We start from the raw sequence: 20,066 nt of genomic DNA on the forward strand, positions 1-20,066 counted from the left end.
CCGGGCAGTGCCCGCGCCGACCCGGCCCATGCCGTCCGCAGGACGCAAGGTCGAAGACCGCGCAGATTTTCGATCAGGTTTGATCTTTGATTGGTAACAGTCGCATGGACGCGCTAAGGCTGCGCAGAATGATTGAAAGCGCGCCATGACTAATCCCGATGAACCTCTTTGGCGAACCACCTGCCGTGAAACTGTCGCGGTGGCACCGTTGTTGTCTGACATAAGTGTGGACCTTGCGATCGTAGGAGGTGGCTATACGGGCTGTTCGGCGGCCTTATATGCGGCGCAGCAGGGTGCGTCTGTTTGTCTGCTCGAAGCAAAGAGCATCGGTCATGGCGGCTCTGGGCGCAATGTGGGGTTGGTCAATGCGGGCCTTTGGCTACCGCCTGACGATATCCGCAATCATCTGGGTCAGGAAACCGGTGACCGGCTGATCGATCTGTTGGCGCAGGCACCTGCGGATGTCTTCGATCTAATAGATCAAAATGGGATCGATTGTGAACCGGTACGGCAGGGCACGCTTCACTGTGCGCATTCCGGGGCAGGGCGCCGCGATCTGCAGAAACGATATGCGCAGTTGGTTGCCAGCGGTGCGCCAGTTGAGCTGCTAACAGCGCAGGATGCATCACAAAGAACCGGCAGTACAGCGTTCCATGGAGCGCTATGTGATCCGCGAGCGGGAACTATCCAGCCGATGGCATATGTCACAGGTCTGGCGCGGTCGGCCGCAGAGTCAGGAGCGCATATCTATTCGGAAACTCCGGTCCAAAGCCTGCGCCGCGAAGGCAAGGAATGGTTACTTGAGACACCTCAAGGGAATGTGCGGGCGCGGGCTGTCATTCAGGCCACCAATGCGTATCATCAGGGCTCTGAAGAATCTGCACCTGACTATGTCCCTGTCTATTACTTCCAGTATGCGACCGCCCCCCTGTCACACAATCTGCGCGCCAGCATTTTACCAGCAGGTGAGGGATGCTGGGATACGGGTCTGATCATGACATCGTTCCGTCTGGATGGCGACGGACGGATGATCATCGGTGGCATGGGTGATTTGGGTCATGCCGGGCACGGAATACACTTGGCCTGGGTGAGACGAAAACTGGACCAGATTTATCCGCAACTCACAGATCAGCCCCTTGTCGAAGGGTGGCATGGTCGCATTGCCATGACGTCTGACCATATCCCGAAGATCACTCAAATTGGCCCCAATGCCTTGTCGGCGCATGGGTTTTCCGGTCGGGGCATCGGACCCGGTACGGTGTTTGGACGCCTGATGGCGCAAAGCCTTCTGACCGGTGATCCTTCCTGCCTGCCTGTTCCAGTGGTACCCGAGCACCACGAGCGATGGCCTCGCCTGCGCCGGGTCTATTTTGAAACGGGTGCTGCACTGACACATCTAGTTAAAGCGCGGTTTTAACTGGTTGATTGACAGTTAGCTTCGCAGCCGAGCCGCGATCTCTTCAATCCGTTTGCGCAGCCAACGATGGGCAGGGTCGTTGGCCATCCGCTGATGCCAAACCATGTAGATCGACACAGGCTCGCACTCAAAGGGGAGGGGCGCGCAATCCAGCTCGGATAGTGGGCCTTGTTTCATCAACGCCGTATCGGTCGATATCAGGGGGCTGCCCTTTACGAATGAGGGAATGGCGTTGAAATGGGGCAGGGTCACGACGGGTGGTCGGATTTGGTTCTGGTCGACCCCACGCATCACGGCGCGCGCGCTGCGGCCATCGGGGAATCGCACTTCGATATGGTCGCTTTCGCAGTAGCCTTCCCAACTGTCGGGCGCATCGCGCTGGGTTTTATCAAAAAATACCATCAAAGGGCTGTGCAGCAGGCGTTTCTGCAGAATATCCGGCCCGTCCGGGGGCAGCGGGGTCAGCATCAATTGGCACCTGTCACTGCGCAGCACGTCTGGGTCTGGCACGCCTGACGCGATGAAGTCGATCCTTAGCTGAACCCCCTCGGTGCGGGTTTCGCGCAGGAGGTCGGGAAAGATCAACTCGCGCGGCAGATCATTGGTTGCGATGGAAATCTCGATCTCTTCTGACTGAGGATCAAATGGGCGTTCATCGGTCAGCGCACGCATGCCGTCGAGGACGGTCTGTACCGGTTCTTTCAGTGACAAAGCGCGTTCTGTCGGCGTCAGCCCCTGTCCCGATCGCACAAAGAGCGGGTCACCAAGCACATGGCGTAGCTTGCCCAATGTGTGGCTGATCGCGGATTGGGTTACGCCCAATCGGTCGGCAGCTTTCGAGACGGAACTCTCCTCGAGGATCGTCAGAAACGCGCGGAGAACCTTACCATCAAGGTCAGAAAAATCGATTTTCTTCATATGATATATGATTAGGCATGAATGGATTTGCTGTCCACCGGGCGCTAGACACTTCTCAGGCAAGGAGGCTCAATGGGCATTCGCTTTTTCTCGGATAAAAACCGACCGGTGCATTTGGGTCCATATCCGTTGGAACGTCTGGCGCGCCAAAGCGCCATGCCGGACCTGTCGGCGCTGCCCGAAATGCCGCTACTGAGCTTTCACCGGAATGAACAGCCCGAAAGCATCGTCAATGCGATGGGTGAGTTTCAGGCGATGCTGGACACGATCCGCGATGGTCTGGTGAACCCGACTATATCGGATATCCCAGCTGATCCCATGATCCGCGCGAACCATCTGAAAGCGTTTGGATATTTTAATGACGCGTCGATGATGGGTTGCGGACCTTTGCCGCGCGACGCTTTCTTGGAACAGCCCCGCCGTAACCCGGATATCCACCGGTTGGCGCAAGCTCTGCGCAGTCGTCAGACAAAGACGCTTGCCTCGGGCATTGATGTGATCATGGCGGATCTGAAGGAAAGCGTCGAAGCAACACCCGGTCCGATAGGTAGCCATCGTCACGCCATCGTCTTTCTGTACGAATACAACCGCGATCCTCAGCCGGATGAGCCCGGTGCGGATTGGATCATGGATGCGCAGGACCACCGTGCTTGCCTTCTGGCGACTGAAAACGCGACCGTTATTGCGAACTACATCCGATTGCTTGGCTTTGATGCACGGGCACATTCAGCCATGTCGTCTGAGGTTGATTTGCGCAAGCTGGCAGTAGCCGCAGGATTGGCGACGGTTGAAAACTCGGCGCTGGTGGCCCCGTGGCTGGGGCGGCGTTTTGGGCTGGCCGCGGTCACGACAGAGATGGAGATTGCCCATGATCTGCCCTTGGTCCCAATGGCAGAACAACCCTGGTTTCGCACGCAGGGTCCTGCCTGGTGGCTGGGGGCGGGGTATGCCAAGAACGCACTGAACCGCGATCCATATGCCAAGCGGCGCTATGTGGATGGCGCTCATCCGTTTGAGACGCTGAAACGGGTCGAAACGCCGACCACCTATATCGACGAAGAAAATGTCGCCCGCGTCCCCAAACGCGCGGACATGTTCGCCCGCGCCCAGTTCGGGGATATGGGCAAACATCTGCAAGATGCCGCAAAGGGTGGATATTACGTGCGCAAATCCGCCCCGAGTTTTGCTCAACGTCGGGCTCTTGGTGCGTTTGTACTTTTGCAGGATGGCGAGAGTGCGGACGTGCCCAAACCCTCGGACGCCGCACGCAACGCCGCCAACATCAAGGCGACAAGTTACTTTCTGGGCGTCGATGCGGTTGGCCTCAGCCGATGCCCGGACTGGAGCTGGTATTCCCACGACGCGACAGGAGAAGAAATCGTACCGCCCCATGATCAGGCCGTCAGCATGATCATCGACCAGGGCTATGAAACGATGGAAGGCGCAAGCGGCGATGACTGGATCAGCGTCGCACAATCTATGCGGGCCTATCTGCGGTTTTCACTGCTTGGCGGGGTGATCGCGCAGCAGATCAGGAACATGGGCTACAAGGCCAAAGCGCATACGGTGATGGATGGCGAAGTGCTGCAACCGCCATTGCTGCTGCTGTCGGGAATGGGTGAGGTCAGCCGCATTGGAGAGGTCATTCTGAACCCCTATCTGGGCCCACGTCTGAAATCAGGTGTGGTGACGACCGATATGCCGGTTGATCACGACAAGCCCATCGATTTTGGCCTGCAGTCCTTTTGCGAGTCCTGCAACAAATGCGCGCGCGAATGCCCCTCGGGCGCGATCACGGCTGGACCCAAGCTGATGTTCAACGGCTATGAAATCTGGAAGTCCGACAGCCAGAAATGTGCGACCTACCGGATCACCACACCCGGCGGATCAATGTGCGGACGCTGTATGAAAACCTGCCCCTGGAACCTAGAAGGCATCTTCAAGGAACGCCCCTTTCGCTGGGCTGCGATGAACATTCCGCAAGCGGCCCCCGCATTGGCCAGACTGGATGACGCAGTTGGAAATGGCGGGCTGAATGACACCAAGAAATGGTGGTGGGACATCGAATTGCAGGGCGATGGGTCCTATCGACCCTCAACCCATCCACTCAACCGGCGTGATCTGCAACGGGACCTTGACCTAAAGTACGAGGATCAGACTTTGGCGGTGTACCCCGCCAATCTGGCCCCACACCCGTGGCCTTATCCCTTTGCAATGGACCGAGAGGCCGGGATCGCCGCGTATCAGGCGATGGTTTCGGCGGACGAATACAAATCCCGCAAGGTTGCAGGGGATCTCTCTGTTGTACATCGCTATCAGATCGCTGGCCACGCACCTGTGATGCGGGTTGCCGTGACCAAGGTCGAAAAGATGACAGCGGATGTCACGAAATACGAGTTTGCATCGCTGGACGGTGCGCCCCTGCCGGGATGGACAGCGGGCGCACATCTGGACGTGCTGGTCGCGCCCGAATTCCTGAGGCAATACTCGATGTCGGGTAATCCATCGGATCGGGCAACCTATCAGATCGGCGTGCTGCGCGAGGATGAGGGGCGCGGCGGGTCCGCCCTGTTGCACCGGATCTTCAACGAAGGGCGCAAGGTTTTCATCTCAAATCCGATCAATCATTTCGAACTGGACGAGACCGCGACCAAGACCTTCCTGATGGGTGGCGGCATCGGGATCACGCCGATGATTGCCTTTGCTCACCGTCTGCATGCGCTGGGTCGTGCGTTCGAGTTGCACTACTCTGCCAGCGCACGCGACAGTGCCGGTTACATTGAAGACCTGGCCGCTGCCCCTTGGGCAGATCGCGTTCACTATCATTTCTCTGACGAAGGAACCCGTGCCGATCTGGATGCTATCCTTTCGGACTATCACGAGGGATGGCACGTCTATACCTGTGGTCCGGATCGCTACATGGACGGGGTGATGCAAGCGGCCGCTCGACAAGGTTTCCCTGATGACGCACGGCATCTGGAGTATTTCTCGGCTCCGGAAGTGCCTGAATATGAAAATCACCCCTTTCACCTCAAGCTTGCGCGTTCGGGTCAGGTTTTGTCTGTCCCCTCAGACAAGGATGCGGCTCAGGTCCTGAATGAGGCTGGGTTTCACGTGGATGTGAAATGTTCAGATGGAATCTGCGGTGTCTGCAAATGCGGTGTTTTGGCGGGCGAAGTTGACCACCGCGATTTCGTTCTGTCAGCGAAACAACGCGAAAAAGCAATGATCTTGTGCCAAAGCCGCGCGGCAGATCCCGACGGCGTGATCGAGATCGACCTTTGACTACGGTCTGAAAGCGACATGATTTGACATCAAAATAGGTCGTGCGGGCCATGGACGCCGGAGGATGGCTGAACTAACGTCCATCCGAACCCCAGTGAATCCTGACCCACAGGCGCGAGGTAAAATCATGGATTATCACAGCCCTGCCAGCTTTGCCGAAGCTTCGGCTCTGGCCGCAAAAGCGACGGGCATCATACGGTTTCTGGCCGGCGGCACCGATGTCTTGGTGCAGCTGCGCTCGGAACTGGTGACGCCCGATACGCTGATCGACATAAAGAAAATCAACGGTGTAAATGACATCACCCGCAACGCTGATGGCAGTTGGACGCTTGGCGTGGCCACTACGGGTGCCGAGATGAGCGAGCATCCCGAGCTTGGCCGTGATTGGCCCGGTGTGGTCGAGGCGATGGACTTGATCGGATCGACTCAGGTGCAGGGGCGCGCAACGCTGACAGGCAACCTGTGCAATGGCTCTCCGGCAGCGGATTCGGTGCCTGCGATGATTGCGGCGGGTGTGACCGTCACCGTAACCGGCCCCGACGGGGATCGGACGGTCGCGGTCGAAGATATCCCGACAGGCCCCGGCAAGACCGCCTTGGCCAAGGGCGAGGTGATCTCGGCCGTCAACATTCCTGCCCGCGGCGAAAACGGCGGCGACGCCTATCTGCGCTTTATCCCACGGACCGAGATGGACATTGCCGTCGTCGGCGTCGGCGTCAGCCTGCGGCTGGACGGCGATACCATCACCGAGGCGCGCGTGTCGTTGGGCGCTGTGGCCCCGACCGTCCTGCTGGTCGAAGACTGTGCCAAGGCCATCATCGGCTCAACGCTGGATGACGCCGCACTGGATGCGCTGGCCACTGCGGCCTCGGCAGCCTGCAACCCGATCGATGACAAACGCGGCACCATCGCCTTCCGCACCGAAGTGGCCGGAGTGCTGGCCAAACGCGCCGCAAAAATCGCCTATGCCCGCGCGAAGGGAGACCAAGCATGAGCAAGCTCCAAGTATCCACCACTGTTAACGGCGACGCGTTCGAATACCTCTGCGACCCGCGCGAAACCCTGCTGGATTGCCTGCGCGACAAGCTGAACCTGACCGGCGCGAAAGAAGGCTGCGGCACCGGCGATTGCGGCGCCTGCTCGGTCACCGTAGATGGCCGTCTGGTGTGCTCGTGCCTGATGCTGGGTGTCGAAGCTGAAGGCAAACAGATCGAGACGGTCGAAGGCATCGCGGACGGGGATGTTCTGCACCCGTTGCAGAAAAAGATGATCGAATACGCCGCCCTGCAATGCGGCATCTGCACTCCGGGCATTCTGGTCGCGGCCAAATCGCTGCTGGAAAAGAACCCCAACCCGACCGAAGAGGAAACCCGGTACTGGCTGGCAGGAAACCTCTGCCGCTGCACGGGCTATGACAAAATCATTCGCGCTGTGATGGACACGGCGGCTGAGATGCGGGAGGCGTCATAATGGCTCTGGACGATCGCAAAACTGATTTCACTTTTGTTGGCACCCGCCCAGATCGCCCGGACGGTCTGGACAAGGTGACAGGCCGCGCCAAGTTTGGTGCGGATATCACCGCGCCCGGCATGCTGCACGGCGCGATCCTGCGTTCTCCCCATGCCCATGCGCGGATCATCAAGATCGATGCATCCAAAGCCGAAGCGCATAAGGACGTCAAAGCCGTCATCACCCGCGCCGATTTCGCCGATGTCCCGTTCAAGCCCGGTCTGGAAGGCGAATTTTGGAACGTGCTGGAAAACGTCATGGCGGGTGAAAAAGCGCTCTATGATGGTCACGCGGTGGCAGCTGTCGCGGCGACCTCTGCCCTCGCGGCGCGCGATGCGTTGAAACTGATCGAGGTTGAATACGAGGTCCTGCCCCATGTCACCGATGTGGACAAGGCGATGGCACCCGACGCACCGGTCATTCGTGAAGGGGCGGCGGACTATTCAGTACCCGAGGGGATGCATCCCAACGTTGTACGCTACCACGAGAGCGGCCATGGCGATGTCGAAGCGGGTTTTGCCGAGGCTGATCTGGTCATCGAAGACAGCTTTGTCACCGAGGCCACCCATCAGGGCTATATCGAACCGCACGCCTGTCTGGGCATGCTGGGCAATGATGGCAAAGGTGAGTTGTGGTGCACAACGCAAGGCCACTGGATCGCTCAGAAAACCTGTGCGGCTCTGCTGGGGATTGAGACCTCCCAACTGCGTGTCACCGCATCCGAAATCGGCGGCGGCTTTGGTGGTAAGACCACCGTCTTCATTGAACCTGTCTCGCTCGCACTGAGCCGCAAGGCGAACCGCCCAGTCAAGATCGTGATGACCCGGTCAGAGGTGTTCCGCGCCACGGGGCCAACGGCCTCGGCGTCTATGGATATCAAGATTGGGATGAAGAAGGACGGCACGATTTCGGCAGCGCAGGGCGTATTCCGTCTGCAAGGTGGGGCTTTCCCCGGCGCGCCGGGTGATATGACCGCCATGTGCGCCTTTGCCCCTTACAATCTGACCAACGTTAAACAGATCGGATATGACGTGATGGCCAACCGCCCGAAACAGGCGGCCTATCGCGCGCCGGGCGCCCCAATGGGGGCCTTTGCCGTCGAATCGGTGATTGATGAGCTGTGTAACAAGCTGGGCCTCGATCCTGTTGATGTGCGCCTAAAGAACGCCGCCCACGAGGGGACCAAAGCCAGCTATGGCCCGACCTACGAACGCATTGGTCTGGTCGAAACGCTGGAGGCCGCAAAGGCGCACCCGCACTATTCGGCCCCGCTGAAGCCGGGGCAGGGGCGCGGGATTTCCTGTGGCTTCTGGTTCAACCATGGCGGTGAAACTTCGGTGTCGCTCGCACTGTCCGAGGATGGCTCGGCGCAGTTGATGGTGGGAACGCCCGATATCGGTGGCTCACGCGCGTCGATGGCGCTGATGGCGGCTGAGGTTTTGGGTATTCCCTATGAAAACATCCGCGTGACCATCGCAGACACCGCAACGCTAGGCTACAACGACGTCAGCCACGGCTCGCGCGTGACCTACGCGTCGGGTTTGGCGACCATCAAGGCGGCCAAACACGCGGTCGAAAAACTATGCGAACGTGCGGCGGCCAAGTGGGGTATCCCGGTTGAGGCTGTGAAATGGGAAGACGGCTGTGCCGTGCCCTCTGGACCCAATGCTGGCGATTTCGATCCGCTGGCCCTGTCCGACATCACGGCGGATATGGGGCGCACCGGCGGTCCGATCTCAGGCCATTTCGAGGCGACTCCGGAAGGTGCGGGTGTGTCCTTCGGTACCCATATCGTCGATGCTGAGGTCGACCCGGAAACCGGAAAAACATCGATCACTCGCTACACGGTCATTCAGGACGCCGGTAAGGCGATCCACCCGACCTATGTGGAAGGTCAATATCAGGGCGGCGCCGCGCAAGGCATCGGCTGGGCGCTGAACGAGGAATATATCTATGGCGAGGATGGCCGGTTGCAGAACTCGATCTTCCTCGACTATCGCATCCCGGTGGCCAGCGACCTGCCGATGATCGACACGGTGATTGTCGAAGTGCCCAACCCCGGCCACCCGTTTGGAGTGCGTGGTGTGGGTGAAACCGGCATCGTTCCGCCCCTAGCGGCCATCGCCAACGCGGTGTCAAACGCGGCTGGTGTTCGGATGAAGCAATTGCCAATGTCTCCGCCGCGCATTCTGGCGGCGCTTAAGGACAATGGTTGAGGTCCATCTTTGGTCCGGCCTCCGGTCACTGACCGGGGGCCGACAGGTGGTAGAGGTTGAGGCCAAGACCACCGGAGAGCTTCTGCAAGCTTTGGTCGATACATACCCTCAGTTGCAGGCCCCGATTGATGCAGGCGTTTCTATTGCTGTCGACGGGCGCGTCATTGCCACGGGGCTAACCGAACCCATCCCCGAAGGCAGCGAAATCTACCTGATGCAACGCTTAAGGGGCGGTTAGGCCTCGGGCGACCACGGTTCGCGCCCGACCATCCGGTCGGCCTCGGCCGTGATGTCGTTCATGTGTTGCTCAAGGCTGAGCCGCAGCGCCTCAATCTCTTCTTCGCTGGCCTTGCGCGGCACCGTTTCGGTCCACTCGCGGCACAGAAACACGCCCTCATTGCACCAGGGGCGCGGCATCAGAAGGCGGTCCCAGGTGCCTGCCTCTCGCCCGTGTTTGGCGGAAAAGGTAATGCCAAAAACCCGCTTGCGCGAAGTGCGCGCCCAAACCAAAGGGACGGTCGACAACACCCGTTCAGGGCCTCGTGGGCCGTCAGCAGCAATCCCGATCGATATTCCCCGTTTGATCTTGCCAATCACTTCGCGCGACACCGCGATATTGTTCGCATTCTTACTGGTCATGGCGATCGTGTCCATGCCAAACAGTTTCTGCACGCGTCCAACCATGCTGCCCGCGCGTGCCGAGGATGTGATCGAACAGATATCTCCCTTGTCCAGTGGGAAAAAATAGGGCGATTGGGCCAGTCTTTGGTGCCAAAGCACAACGATGACCGGTTCACCCTGTTCGGCCAGTTGATCCAGCTCTTTATATCCGATGCGCTGCCAACGCGTGTTGCGGTTGACCATCCGGATATAGCTGGCGATCCGCCGCGCAGTCCAATTCAACAAAGCTTCGCTGTCGGCGATTTTCGTGCGGAGGCTCAAACTGGGTTCCTTTTGTTGCCCGACCCTTGTCTTACCGCACTGCGCGCGCCGCGCAACTTGTTTGTCAGGTGACGAACTGACGAGGATTGCAAAAAAAGCCTCTTGAGTCCGCCGCGCGGCTAGCATATCTGGTGGCGCACCACAGGGGTATAGCTCAGTTGGTAGAGCGACGGTCTCCAAAACCGTAGGTCGCGGGTTCGAACCCTGCTGCCCCTGCCATTAAAATCAAACGCTTAGCCACATTTTCCGCTCACCTGCTGCAGAATTTTGTGCGTTTTTTTGTGCGTTTTGCGAAAAAAGTGTGTGAATCGGGCCTGAACTCTCACCCTGTGCCCGCTATTCCCCGGTAGAAACCGGTGATTCATATGTCAGGTTTTGTCAGGTTCAAATTCCACCGATCCGGGCCGGAAGTGAGGTTCAAGGGCTCCCCGCACCTTTTTCCACCATTATTAAATGGCCTGCCTTTAAACTGAGGATACCCAACCGACACACAGCAGAAACCAGCAACAAGCCCTGTTTGTTTCAATCATTGTGGAAAGAGTCAGCGAATCTGAACCTGCTCCGGTGAGTACAGGACAATCTGCGGCTTGCCTTTGTAGAGCGTTATGTTTCCACTGATTGCGATGGCTTGGCCTTGGTATCTATGAACGTCGGGGAATTTGTGTTCGTACTTCCTTAAAACCACGCCGTAGAAAGTGTGATTAGGGTAGCGGCCCCCAAAGTTGAGAAAACTGGTGCCTTTGCCATTGTCGGCAACCTGACTAACGACGCCAACAACTGTCACCCAGTCACCAACGTGCTGCATTGCCTCATTTGGCGGGATCTCTTCGGCTGACGCTGAGAAAGCCAGAATGGTAGTCAGGATGCCAATGAACAGAAGTTTGAACCGAATACGCATGAATCACTCAATCGATGTTAACCTATCGGGCGAGTGTAAGTGATTGACTGGGCGAAAGTGTGACCAATAGCATGGCTGCTATTCTTGCTGCTCCTGCTATTCGAGCGTGAAGCCCAAACCTGCCCGACGGTCCGGTTTTTACTGATAGTTCTCGTATGGGGCGATTTCTTACACTGCTTTCAGTGTAACAACCGGCCCATTTCTGGACCGGCTGCTCGGGCCACAGAGCGGTCGTTCGCTGCTGGTGCAGGACCTAGCATTACGAAAGGCAGCAATGCTGCAGAAGCAGATTTTGCAAAGTAGGTATTCAAACCCATCAGAGAGTGCATCTAAGCCTCCAATCGCGGCGGGCTATTGTTTCTGTGGCAGTTTTTTTGAGTCCGTTTGTGACAAATCAGGGCAATTCCAAGTATATACATATATAAGGGGTACTACCTATCGGTGTGCCGCATTTCCCAAAATCCATTATTTAGATTGGACTTAAATGACCCAAGAAATTGACCCGCAAGAGCCACCGAAGCCGATGTGGCTGCTTGCAACAGAAGAACATTTTCCCGGTTTCGAGATTGCGCCCGTTATCCACGGGGAAACCTCCTGCGAACCGAGGGTATATGGCGACCACTTCAACAATGCCGCAAAAACGCTTTCCGACAGCAACGGACACAAACACCTGTTCAACATGCTGAGTGCAATCATGTGGATGGGAGCGTCGACCGACAATCCCCAACAACCGTTTCACCCAATATTTCGTTCCCCAGAAACGAGGTCAGCCGCGCCTGAAGACTTCGACGGCCCTTTTGTCAACATCATCGAAAAATGCTTCGACATGTGTGACAACCCGGTCGTAAAGGCACGGCTGGGGCATCTTGCATGGTACCTAGAAAGAAGTAAGCACCAGCTCGGAAGAGCTGCACTTGCAGAGTACATAAAAGTTCTTCGTGGACTCGATGAAGGAAAGCTGACTTGCACCTATGATACGTCCGCGTTTGGTTTGACTGGCCATGAAATCCTCTCACACGCGCTTCAGGTTTCTAGAGGGTTGGGGCGCCCTGATCCATACCACGCTGAGCTTCTAAGTATCCTTGCTGACTTGAGAATAAGACCAAGTGAAAGCGAGCATGCTGTCTTGTTGCGGAAGTTTGGGGAAACGGACTTAGATTGGTCTGCATCGTCTGCCGAAGATGTTGCCCAGTTCGTGGAAGACTTTCTATCGGCACATGGTTCTGAACTAGGTACAACCATCGTAGTTGATTTATGGAGACTTGCGTCCGGAGCTAACGCCGGGGCTGGAGCACAAGACAAAGCCGATGACTGTAGAAGGAGGGCCGCAGAGTGCCTTGCTGCTGAAGCTGAAACGCTTGCGGCAAAAGAAGGAGCCGCCATGATAGCTGCGCACTGGATGTCACAGGCAATCGCCGAGTATCATGGCCTTCCATCGTCCCGTGAGCGGCGCAATGAACTACGCCATCGTCTGATCGACATTCAAGACGGTATCAAAGACGAAATGCAGTCCTTTGAATATAGCATGGACGTTAAAGAAACTGCCGAGGGCGTAAGAGAAAAGTTCCAGGGCCAAGATCTATCCTCTGCATTTAGGATGTTTACTTTGCTGGCCTTCTCACCTGATCCGGACAAACTTGTGGCCGATGCCAAAAAGCAAGTAGCCGATTTCCCGCTTTCGTCGATTTTCGGCACAGCTTTCTTAGATGGCGACGGTAAGACTGTCGCGAAGTCAGAGGGCACATTGTCTGAGGATGAGCTTACTCCTGCCGATCTGGAAGGCAAGATAGCACAAGCCGAAGGTATACGGCGCAACTGTGTTGCAAAAGCTGCTGTGGACGTAGCGCGAAGCACAATTGCGTTGGAGCACTTTGTTAGTGATCAAGAAATTGGGCATATACTACGGCATAGCCCTGCTGTTCCGCCTAACCTTTTCCACACGATATCAGTAGGTTTCGCAAATTTTTTCCGGGGCGAGTACGTATCTGCGATGTACATTCTAACCCCCATGCTTGAAGGAATTCTTAGGCACGTTCTCAAGTCGCACGGACATGACGTGTCAAAATTTGATGATGCGACGGGCACGCAAGAAGACCGGACTATTTCAGCGCTTTATGACACGCTCGGAGATGAGCTCAAGGCGATCTTCGGAGTCGCCCTGACAGACGACATTCGCCGGGTATTTCTCTCAAAACACGGGCCAAATATTCGCCATGGTGTAGCTCACGCCCTCCATCATGACGGTGTCGCCTATGGCTCCGACTCCATCTATGCATATTGGCTTATCTGGCACATTTGCTGCTTGCCGCTCGCGAAGCGTTGGGACGAAATTTTTCAAAGCGCTTAGTGGATCAATACACGAGACGCTATGTCTCACTCCACTGACCGCAAATGAATACACCGGAGACAAGAATGGACGTCCTGTACTTTTACAAAGAGCGCACTAAATTCATACAACGGTTTTACGATACGGCTGCAAAGCCGTTTGAAACGACCATTAGGGCTATCGAGGATGAGCTACCGCCGTTTGACGACCCACCATATAGTGAGGATGGTGAACCCGCCTATTTGCTTGAGTGGATCGAGGCATCCGATGCCCTTGAAGTACTAGGTCGTACATGCTTGTCAATGGTTTCACCATCATTGCAACTCTACTTCAGAACTTGGGAGCGGGAGCTAGGGGTGCAATGGGAGGAGGGAGAGCGGAAGAAAGCTTTCAAGAAGGGCTTTATCGATGGCTACATGACCTGCTTTGAGCAGATCCTCGACATATCCCGTCGGAATTGCCCTGCCGACCTGGGAGTGATTGAGCAGATTACGCTGGCTCGCAATCGTGATCAGCATCCTGAGAATATAACGACCATGCGCGTTAATCACTCGAAGACTGACAGGAGTAAATATGGTCATCTATTTTTTATGAGTGACGTGGACAGAGCCAAGTTCAGTGATTCAGAGATAGCAAGTGTCTCGTTTTTGGATCCTGTGGTCCACGTTTCGAGAGACCATCTTCTTGAGGCCATCAGAGAAACTGAAAAACTCACTCATTGGCTCGAAGAACATATGATGGCGAAGCGTTGGGGGCGAACAACCAAATAGGGCTAAGTGCAGATTAATACATTTGCAGTGTCCAAGCTATGTGACTATCGCAGAAGTGGGCACTAGGAGATCAATGAAGTTAGCCGGTTGAATGGCCGCTTAGTGGCGCGTCCTGTGAGTTCATCAATCAAACCTCGAAGGTCTGCAATGCCAACGAAACCTGACGAATGCAAATGCAGTGGTCAAATAGACCAGGAAAGGCAGGTCAGGGCTCTGACCGCCAGTCCCTGCGATCCGCAGAGAAAGGTGGCTGTGAGCCCAACACAGTCATTGTGGTTTAGTGCTCCGCACGCACGCAGTGCAAAAGTTTCTGCTGATGCATGGTTTGGTGCCCTTAATGAGGATGGGAAACCGGTCGTTCACTTTTCAGATCAAGCGCCAATAAGTATGGCTGAAGCTTTAGCAAGAGCAGGATACGCTTCCGTCAGGTTCCGTGGCGGCACCGCAGCCGAGATCGCCGCAAGCGACGCCAAACCCGCCGCAAATCTTGTCACCGATTTTGGTACCGTCACTTGTGCAATGGGCTGGCTCATCGTTGAGTGGCGCTGGTGATGTCGAGAAGGATCTGGAGATGCGTTCTTCAATCTTGGCATCCCGAGAAACGGTGCAAGTGACGCTACCGTCGGGCTCTGTGGACATTCCTCCATCGGCAAAGCCGCAGCCAGTTTCAAATGCCGTGCAAAGCGCCGAACCACTAGGTGAGCACGTCGCCGAACCTGTATCGGCCAATGGTCCGGCCGGTTGTACAAGAGTGCGAAAATCCAGGGGCGTGTCAGTATTCGAGTTCTCTTTTTGGAGCTGATTTCGAACCTGGCTGCTACCGGGAGTAGGGGTAATCATAGCAACTCCGCCAATTTGAATGAACACGAATAAGGTGCTAAGGAATGATTGCTTCATAACCGATGGTTCCTTTCGTTGGATTATTCTCAAAAAGAGCGATTGAAAGGAATCTGACCAGCAGTCGGCAACAAGTCAGTGTGCCAGACATCGACCTCAAGGCTCTCAGATGTCAGGCTTAAACCCCACCAACACTGCTTCTAAGCTTCCTTCAAATGATTGGGGGCAGTGCGCTAGTAATAGATGTCACTCTGAACCAAGAGCCGTGCCTGTGGGCGTCAGACGTCGATCTGGAACCAGATGACGACGTCCGAGATTTTGATGCGTCCGCCATCGAGAAATAGCTCGATCGGTTCTACCTTGGATATTGTACTGCCGCTTGGAAAAGCCGACCGCCAGGAGAACACTTCCCACCAGACCTTTATGTTGTCGACTGCAAGCTCGGTTTGGTCAATAATCACCAACCCGTTCATCTTGACAAAGAAATGCGCGAGCTCGAACACTCGGACCTTGAAAGAGAGGATTGGGGACCGCACCAACTGGCTGGTGATGTGGAGATCGTCCGGACGTGTCCAGTTCCACTTGATATGATCTGGCTCTTCCGATTGGGGCGGATCCTGTAAAAAAATGGGTTTGTCCTGAAGCACTTGATAATCGGTCAAAGAAGGCATAATCGGTTCCTTTTCTAATACCTGGCTGATGACGTCCAAGGCTCCTTTGTCCAAGCGAAGCCTGAACAGTTTGAATTGGAAAGCCAAGTCCACATTGTACCGTCGACTCTACTCCTTGTCAGAATCGCCAGAATTGTAAAAAATGGCCATTGAACGAGCGGGTTTTGCGCTCGCCACTATCGAAGCGATGGGCGACAAACAAAAGGTGAGCCGATGACGTCAGCCCCTGACCTCTACCGCGTCTACCCCGCCCCTTCGACGATCGCCCCCTTTGTCGAACGCTTCCTTTACGCTGATATTGGCTATTCGGTTGATTTCCAGATCCGGCCGTTTCCGACTGGCCGGTGCTTTATCGGATTCGTCTTTCGCGATCCGATTTCATCCCAGCGTGCGGAGCGTCGAACAAGCGCCAGCGCATTCCATTTCTGCGGTCAGGTCGGAGAGGATGACATCAACGTGCACTACAGAGGTGAGATCGGGCATGTCATGGCCGAACTCAAGCCATCCGCGCTTTTGAGGCTTTTCGGAGTTCCTGCAATCGAGATCAATGGACTATCCGCCGATGTTCGCGATTTTCTGCCCCGCCGCGCTGTCGACCGAATGCTTGATCGGGTCGCTTGGGCTCGAACACCTGCCCTACGCATCGCTGCTTTCTCTTCGATGCTGCTGGAGCAACTGGCCACCCAACCGGACAGGTCGCCGATCGTCGATGCCGTGGCGGCTGAAATCGACCGGTACCGCGGCCAGATCCGGGTGGCGGACCTGGCGCGACGATTTGATATCTCGCAACGGACCCTTACGCGGCAGTTCACAGAGATCGTGGGCCTTGGCCCGAAGCGATATGCTACCGTCGCCCGACTAAACAACACGATACGACAGTTAAGCACTGCGGGGTCGCTAACGCTCGCAAAGATTGCTGCCGATAATGGGTATTTCGATGAAGCCCACATGTCCCACGATTTTTCCCGCCATTTCGGGATAAGCCCCGCCCGCTTCGTCGAAGCTCGCAACGCCATGGTCTTATCCTATGCCGGGGCAAAGCCGCCGGACACCATAGCTCGTTCTCATCACGGCATTTATCCATGAGCCTAACATACCGCACTTCGTTCGCCGCCGGAGAGCGACCGCCGCAATCACACCATGCCGTTATCGCCCAACTCCAAGTAGCTCGCCTTAATGGCGTGCGCGCCAAACTTGGTGCTTTGGACTTGGGCTCAGTTCCCTAAAGCGGAAACACCACTTTCGCGGACGAGGTGCCGTGGCCGTCTTCAGGATGATCTGACCAGCTTGCAGCGAAAGCGTGGTCTCGGAACTAGCCAAATCGATACCGGTGAAAGATCAATTCGGTGACTTGTGCCGTGCTACGAAGGCAAATCGTGCCGCAGATGCGAACGAATGCTGCGTTAGCAATCTGGGCAACATCAACGGCGGTTTTGTCCGCGCCTTTCCAATTCACTTGGTGGAATTGAATGTCCGGACTACGCCGTTCGCGGCTCTCTGCGCAAGCAAAGTAAGATATGGAGGTGAAGGTCTGGTAGGGGCTCGTAGCTGCCTTCCGAAGCAAAAGCCGCCCGGCCCAAGTTACGGTTTTACCCTCCGCCCCTCGCCACCACCAACGGCGGCTCCTTCGGAAACGACCTGATGTCGAACCACTTGAAGCACGTTCCGTCGGCATTGCGCTTGTCGCCCATCAACAGGTGCGCTCCGGTGGTCCTGTGCCGTATCAGCGCCGCTCTGAACGCCTTGAGGTCAATCAGCCACCAGTTCAGGATTGAGTGCCCGTCTGGCCCTGCATGGCCGTAGAACATCCAGTCTCCGTGGCCATTCACTATTTTGGATAACTCCGTCTCGGCTCCCGTAGGTAGTTGGGCGCGGATGGTGAACTGATGTGGGTATCGGTCGGCATATCCGTGACGCCTCACCCTGGCTGCAATCCGCATGTCCTTGGCGTCAAGCATCAACAGGTCGGTGGCCTGGAAATGGTCCAATGGATCTGGCGCGGCCTGTAGTATGTGGCTGCCTATGATGCTCTTTATCTCTGGCAGGAACTGGTCGGACCAATGCCGGTTGACGTCGTAATAACTCATATCAAAACTCAAAAAGGAATGCGGGTGCAGGTGGTGCTGCGCCCGCTCTTAAAACCTGCTAGGCGGCCTCTTCTTTGACTTCCTTCAATGCTTGTTTTGCCGCCTCGATTGCCTGTTCCATAGGAACCAAACCCGCGATGTAGGCTTTCATACCAATCTCGATTGCTCGCATCTCTTGGTCGTCCATCAGTTTCAGATTCGCTGCGAATTGCCGTTCACTTTTGTGAGACTTGCGGAATGCTACCGCCATGCCCTTTGGATCGCCGCAGGCCAGCCAGTCGATGGAGATACCCTCGTCTTTGCACCAGTTCAGAAACACATCGTCTATCAGGATATCGCCGTCTTCGTCATAGCGCAGTCCAGGGTCGGGCAGGTCGAACCATCGGCAGAATGCCGTCACGCGCTGTTGGCAAGTGACTAGGTCCGAGGAATCTGCAACAAAGATATCTGGATTTGCGTTCAGTTCAGTTGATTTGATTTCAGCGTTCATTGCAGTTCTCCTTTCGCTTTCATTTCCAAATCAGGGATCATTTCGCAGATGTCTGACGCGAGCTGCGCAATCACCTCAAGCAACTCCAGGTAGCCCTTCTTGGTCAGGTCGATGTTTAAAGGGCTGTCCGAGGCAGCGATGCCGATCCGGGCCAAAGCGACAATCTTGTATGCCACGTCGTATGCGTCGGGTTGGTCTGGGACTTCGTAGACGGGCCCGAGCATGAATTCTCCGTTCGCGCGAACGCGTTGTTCTTCCATTGCCGTTTCCTCCGGTTGCCGTTTGGTATCGTACGTGGTACTAAAAGTATATGGGCAGTAACACACCTATTGCAATACCAAAAGTACCATAAAGGAACAAAAAGTATCATGCACTACGCCGACATCACACCTCAACACACTAAGGCTGCGCGTATGCTGCTAGGTTGGTCGCAGGGGGATTTGGCTGAAAGAGCCGGGATCGGTGGCTCAACAATAAAGCGTCTGGAAGCCAAGCCAGAGGCAATGCGAAATGCGGACCTTTCGACAAAGGTCGCGATGTATAACGCACTCAGCGCCGAAGGTATCGAGTTCCTAAACGGTGGAGAACCTGGTGCCAGGCTTAGAAAGTCGCCACAGGAGCTTATTGGCTTGCATCCGGGAAGTTAGGTCATGACGGAGTCCAAACTTAAAGAAATCAGCGCACGCGAGCTCTGTTCGGTTACGTATCATGAAGCCGGTCACGCGGTTGTCATCGCGTCCGAGTGTGGAATGCCCGCTGAATGCGTTATTTGGGAGAACTTTGGCGCTTCAAGCGATGAGAAAGCGTGGCGTGGCCGAACAATGCACTTCGATTCACTACCTGACGAGAAAAAACCTTTGATTGCACTTGCAGGAGTCATCAGCGAAATAGTCATCGAAGGCGTGTCCGATCCTGGGTCAATCCAGATGGAACTCACAGAACGCTGGGAAGACCCTTATTTGTACGGAGTTAGCGAGACGGATTTGCTTTTGGCTGGACCAGAATGGTCGTCAAACATCGTAGATGCCATAAGCGTATGCTTCAGAAATTGGCAAGCAATTGCTGACACGGCCTCCCAGCTACAGTCGTTGATTGAGCAAGGTAAGCCTGCGTCCATCACCGTACGGCCATAGACAAACAGCCGACCTACCCAGTTCCTTGACGAAGGCGACACCGCCAATGGGGTTGGGGTTGTTCGTGTGAAGCGTGATGTGAAATGAGCGGCTGCCGCTATTTTATTTCAGGTATTGTGCTCGGGTTGGTGATGGCTGCCCAGCCCGTATTGGCTGCACCAGATTGGTTTTGCTTGGAACCCGCACTCCAAAAGGAGTTTGAGCGCAAACTTACGTTTCAGGACAAGTTCGCCGGGACAAACTGCAGCGACGAACTTCAATAGTCAGTATAGCACTGAACTACGTATCCATCGACATTTCGACACCAATTGAACCCAGAGTTAATATCAACCGGGTCTCTATCTTCGGGGCCACGAATTCGCGTGTATCCCTGCGGTTCACCTTCAATGTAGACATCATCTCTTCTTTGATAGGTTGGTCTTTGTGAAGAGGTCGGAGCGTACACGGGTGATGGCAGCGGGGAAGCCGCCACTGAGATTCCGGGTTGCGGAGAGCTATTGAGCCCGCAGTTGGATAGAAAACTAGCAAGAATAATAAGAAAAACGCGCGTGGTCATCGAGCCAAAAC

18 protein-coding genes and 1 tRNA gene are annotated in these 20,066 nt (G+C 55.8%); 12 read left to right on the forward strand and 7 right to left on the reverse strand.

The window, feature by feature from the left end:
* The first annotated feature begins 145 nt into the window (after positions 1-145).
* Complete coding sequence (locus ACR0DH_RS17720; protein ID WP_480551165.1) at positions 146-1,417, forward strand: NAD(P)/FAD-dependent oxidoreductase; 1,272 nt, start codon at positions 146-148, stop codon at positions 1,415-1,417.
* Between the two features lie 15 nt (positions 1,418-1,432).
* On the opposite strand, the gene ACR0DH_RS17725 is transcribed toward ACR0DH_RS17720, so the two are convergent.
* Positions 1,433-2,335, reverse strand: coding sequence for a LysR family transcriptional regulator (locus tag ACR0DH_RS17725; RefSeq protein ID WP_480545031.1), 903 nt, complete (start codon positions 2,333-2,335; stop codon positions 1,433-1,435).
* Positions 2,336-2,407: 72 nt separating this feature from the next.
* Between ACR0DH_RS17725 and ACR0DH_RS17730 the strand changes: the two genes are divergently transcribed.
* The 5 genes from ACR0DH_RS17730 (at position 2,408) to ACR0DH_RS17750 (ending at position 9,583) form a co-directional block, all read left to right on the forward strand.
* Positions 2,408-5,620, forward strand: a complete 3,213-nt coding sequence (locus ACR0DH_RS17730; protein ID WP_480828159.1) for a reductive dehalogenase — start codon at positions 2,408-2,410, stop codon at positions 5,618-5,620.
* Between the two features lie 127 nt (positions 5,621-5,747).
* Positions 5,748-6,614, forward strand: a complete 867-nt coding sequence (locus ACR0DH_RS17735; protein ID WP_480551371.1) for an FAD binding domain-containing protein — start codon at positions 5,748-5,750, stop codon at positions 6,612-6,614.
* On the forward strand, positions 6,611-7,090 hold the full coding sequence (locus ACR0DH_RS17740) for a (2Fe-2S)-binding protein (RefSeq protein WP_480551169.1): 480 nt from the start codon (positions 6,611-6,613) through the stop codon (positions 7,088-7,090). Before ACR0DH_RS17735 ends, ACR0DH_RS17740 begins: the two co-directional genes overlap by 4 nt.
* Positions 7,090-9,345, forward strand: a complete 2,256-nt coding sequence (locus ACR0DH_RS17745) for a xanthine dehydrogenase family protein molybdopterin-binding subunit (RefSeq protein WP_480551171.1) — start codon at positions 7,090-7,092, stop codon at positions 9,343-9,345. The genes ACR0DH_RS17740 and ACR0DH_RS17745 overlap by 1 nt, the downstream gene beginning before the upstream one ends.
* Complete coding sequence (locus ACR0DH_RS17750; protein WP_480551172.1) at positions 9,338-9,583, forward strand: MoaD/ThiS family protein; 246 nt, start codon at positions 9,338-9,340, stop codon at positions 9,581-9,583. Before ACR0DH_RS17745 ends, ACR0DH_RS17750 begins: the two co-directional genes overlap by 8 nt.
* Here ACR0DH_RS17750 and ACR0DH_RS17755 read toward each other — a convergent pair.
* Entirely contained in the window at positions 9,580-10,287 is a 708-nt protein-coding gene (locus ACR0DH_RS17755; RefSeq protein ID WP_480551174.1) for a lysophospholipid acyltransferase family protein, read from the reverse strand. The two genes, ACR0DH_RS17750 and ACR0DH_RS17755, sit on opposite strands and share 4 nt — an antisense overlap.
* A gap of 143 nt (positions 10,288-10,430) precedes the next feature.
* On the opposite strand from ACR0DH_RS17755, the gene ACR0DH_RS17760 reads away from it, so the two are divergent.
* Positions 10,431-10,506, forward strand: a tRNA-Trp gene (locus tag ACR0DH_RS17760).
* 322 nt (positions 10,507-10,828) lie between these two features.
* Here ACR0DH_RS17760 and ACR0DH_RS17765 read toward each other — a convergent pair.
* On the reverse strand, positions 10,829-11,185 hold the full coding sequence (locus ACR0DH_RS17765) for a nucleotide-binding protein (RefSeq protein WP_480551176.1): 357 nt from the start codon (positions 11,183-11,185) through the stop codon (positions 10,829-10,831).
* Between the two features lie 484 nt (positions 11,186-11,669).
* Here ACR0DH_RS17765 and ACR0DH_RS17770 point away from each other — a divergent pair, with 484 nt between their 5' ends.
* A complete protein-coding gene (locus ACR0DH_RS17770) occupies positions 11,670-13,532 on the forward strand; it encodes a DUF7380 domain-containing protein (RefSeq protein ID WP_480551178.1) in 1,863 nt (620 codons plus the stop codon).
* 65 nt (positions 13,533-13,597) lie between these two features.
* Positions 13,598-14,281, forward strand: a complete 684-nt coding sequence (locus tag ACR0DH_RS17775) for a hypothetical protein (protein WP_480551180.1) — start codon at positions 13,598-13,600, stop codon at positions 14,279-14,281.
* 1,115 nt (positions 14,282-15,396) lie between these two features.
* On the opposite strand, the gene ACR0DH_RS17780 is transcribed toward ACR0DH_RS17775, so the two are convergent.
* A complete protein-coding gene (locus ACR0DH_RS17780; RefSeq protein ID WP_480551182.1) occupies positions 15,397-15,828 on the reverse strand; it encodes a hypothetical protein in 432 nt (143 codons plus the stop codon).
* A gap of 174 nt (positions 15,829-16,002) precedes the next feature.
* On the opposite strand from ACR0DH_RS17780, the gene ACR0DH_RS17785 reads away from it, so the two are divergent.
* Positions 16,003-16,875: an AraC family transcriptional regulator gene (locus ACR0DH_RS17785; RefSeq protein ID WP_480551184.1), complete on the forward strand. Its 873-nt coding sequence runs from the start codon at positions 16,003-16,005 to the stop codon at positions 16,873-16,875.
* A gap of 503 nt (positions 16,876-17,378) precedes the next feature.
* Here ACR0DH_RS17785 and ACR0DH_RS17790 read toward each other — a convergent pair.
* From ACR0DH_RS17790 to ACR0DH_RS17800, 3 genes are read right to left on the reverse strand one after another with little or no spacing between them, the layout of a single operon-like run.
* Positions 17,379-17,876: a hypothetical protein gene (locus ACR0DH_RS17790; RefSeq protein WP_480551186.1), complete on the reverse strand. Its 498-nt coding sequence runs from the start codon at positions 17,874-17,876 to the stop codon at positions 17,379-17,381.
* Positions 17,877-17,934: 58 nt separating this feature from the next.
* On the reverse strand, positions 17,935-18,366 hold the full coding sequence (locus tag ACR0DH_RS17795; RefSeq protein ID WP_480551188.1) for a hypothetical protein: 432 nt from the start codon (positions 18,364-18,366) through the stop codon (positions 17,935-17,937).
* Complete coding sequence (locus ACR0DH_RS17800) at positions 18,363-18,626, reverse strand: hypothetical protein (RefSeq protein WP_480551190.1); 264 nt, start codon at positions 18,624-18,626, stop codon at positions 18,363-18,365. Before ACR0DH_RS17800 ends, ACR0DH_RS17795 begins: the two co-directional genes overlap by 4 nt.
* 108 nt (positions 18,627-18,734) lie before the next feature.
* On the opposite strand from ACR0DH_RS17800, the gene ACR0DH_RS17805 reads away from it, so the two are divergent.
* Both ACR0DH_RS17805 and ACR0DH_RS17810 read left to right on the forward strand, forming a co-directional pair.
* Entirely contained in the window at positions 18,735-19,013 is a 279-nt protein-coding gene (locus tag ACR0DH_RS17805) for a helix-turn-helix domain-containing protein (RefSeq protein WP_480551192.1), read from the forward strand.
* A 3-nt stretch (positions 19,014-19,016) separates the two neighbouring features.
* Positions 19,017-19,499 carry a hypothetical protein gene (locus tag ACR0DH_RS17810; protein WP_480551194.1) on the forward strand — a complete coding sequence of 161 codons (483 nt, stop codon included), beginning with the start codon at positions 19,017-19,019 and terminating at the stop codon, positions 19,497-19,499.
* Positions 19,500-20,066: the final 567 nt, after the last annotated feature.

The sequence above is a fragment of the Ruegeria sp. I1 genome, from assembly GCF_056532675.1.

Bases quoted from the DNA above. Each gene is read 5' to 3' on its own strand.
- ACR0DH_RS17735 (WP_480551371.1), top strand. From the start codon at position 5,748: ATGGATTATCACAGCCCTGCCAGCTTTGCCGAAGCTTCGGCTCTGGCC.
- ACR0DH_RS17765 (WP_480551176.1), bottom strand. From the start codon at position 11,185: ATGCGTATTCGGTTCAAACTTCTGTTCATTGGCATCCTGACTACCATT.
- ACR0DH_RS17720 (WP_480551165.1), top strand. From the start codon at position 146: ATGACTAATCCCGATGAACCTCTTTGGCGAACCACCTGCCGTGAAACT.
- ACR0DH_RS17740 (WP_480551169.1), top strand. From the start codon at position 6,611: ATGAGCAAGCTCCAAGTATCCACCACTGTTAACGGCGACGCGTTCGAA.
- ACR0DH_RS17775 (WP_480551180.1), top strand. From the start codon at position 13,598: ATGGACGTCCTGTACTTTTACAAAGAGCGCACTAAATTCATACAACGG.
- ACR0DH_RS17725 (WP_480545031.1), bottom strand. From the start codon at position 2,335: ATGAAGAAAATCGATTTTTCTGACCTTGATGGTAAGGTTCTCCGCGCG.
- ACR0DH_RS17745 (WP_480551171.1), top strand. From the start codon at position 7,090: ATGGCTCTGGACGATCGCAAAACTGATTTCACTTTTGTTGGCACCCGC.
- ACR0DH_RS17770 (WP_480551178.1), top strand. From the start codon at position 11,670: ATGACCCAAGAAATTGACCCGCAAGAGCCACCGAAGCCGATGTGGCTG.
- ACR0DH_RS17785 (WP_480551184.1), top strand. From the start codon at position 16,003: ATGACGTCAGCCCCTGACCTCTACCGCGTCTACCCCGCCCCTTCGACG.
- ACR0DH_RS17810 (WP_480551194.1), top strand. From the start codon at position 19,017: ATGACGGAGTCCAAACTTAAAGAAATCAGCGCACGCGAGCTCTGTTCG.
- ACR0DH_RS17795 (WP_480551188.1), bottom strand. From the start codon at position 18,366: ATGAACGCTGAAATCAAATCAACTGAACTGAACGCAAATCCAGATATC.
- ACR0DH_RS17800 (WP_480551190.1), bottom strand. From the start codon at position 18,626: ATGGAAGAACAACGCGTTCGCGCGAACGGAGAATTCATGCTCGGGCCC.
- ACR0DH_RS17750 (WP_480551172.1), top strand. From the start codon at position 9,338: ATGGTTGAGGTCCATCTTTGGTCCGGCCTCCGGTCACTGACCGGGGGC.
- ACR0DH_RS17805 (WP_480551192.1), top strand. From the start codon at position 18,735: ATGCACTACGCCGACATCACACCTCAACACACTAAGGCTGCGCGTATG.
- ACR0DH_RS17730 (WP_480828159.1), top strand. From the start codon at position 2,408: ATGGGCATTCGCTTTTTCTCGGATAAAAACCGACCGGTGCATTTGGGT.
- ACR0DH_RS17790 (WP_480551186.1), bottom strand. From the start codon at position 17,876: ATGAGTTATTACGACGTCAACCGGCATTGGTCCGACCAGTTCCTGCCA.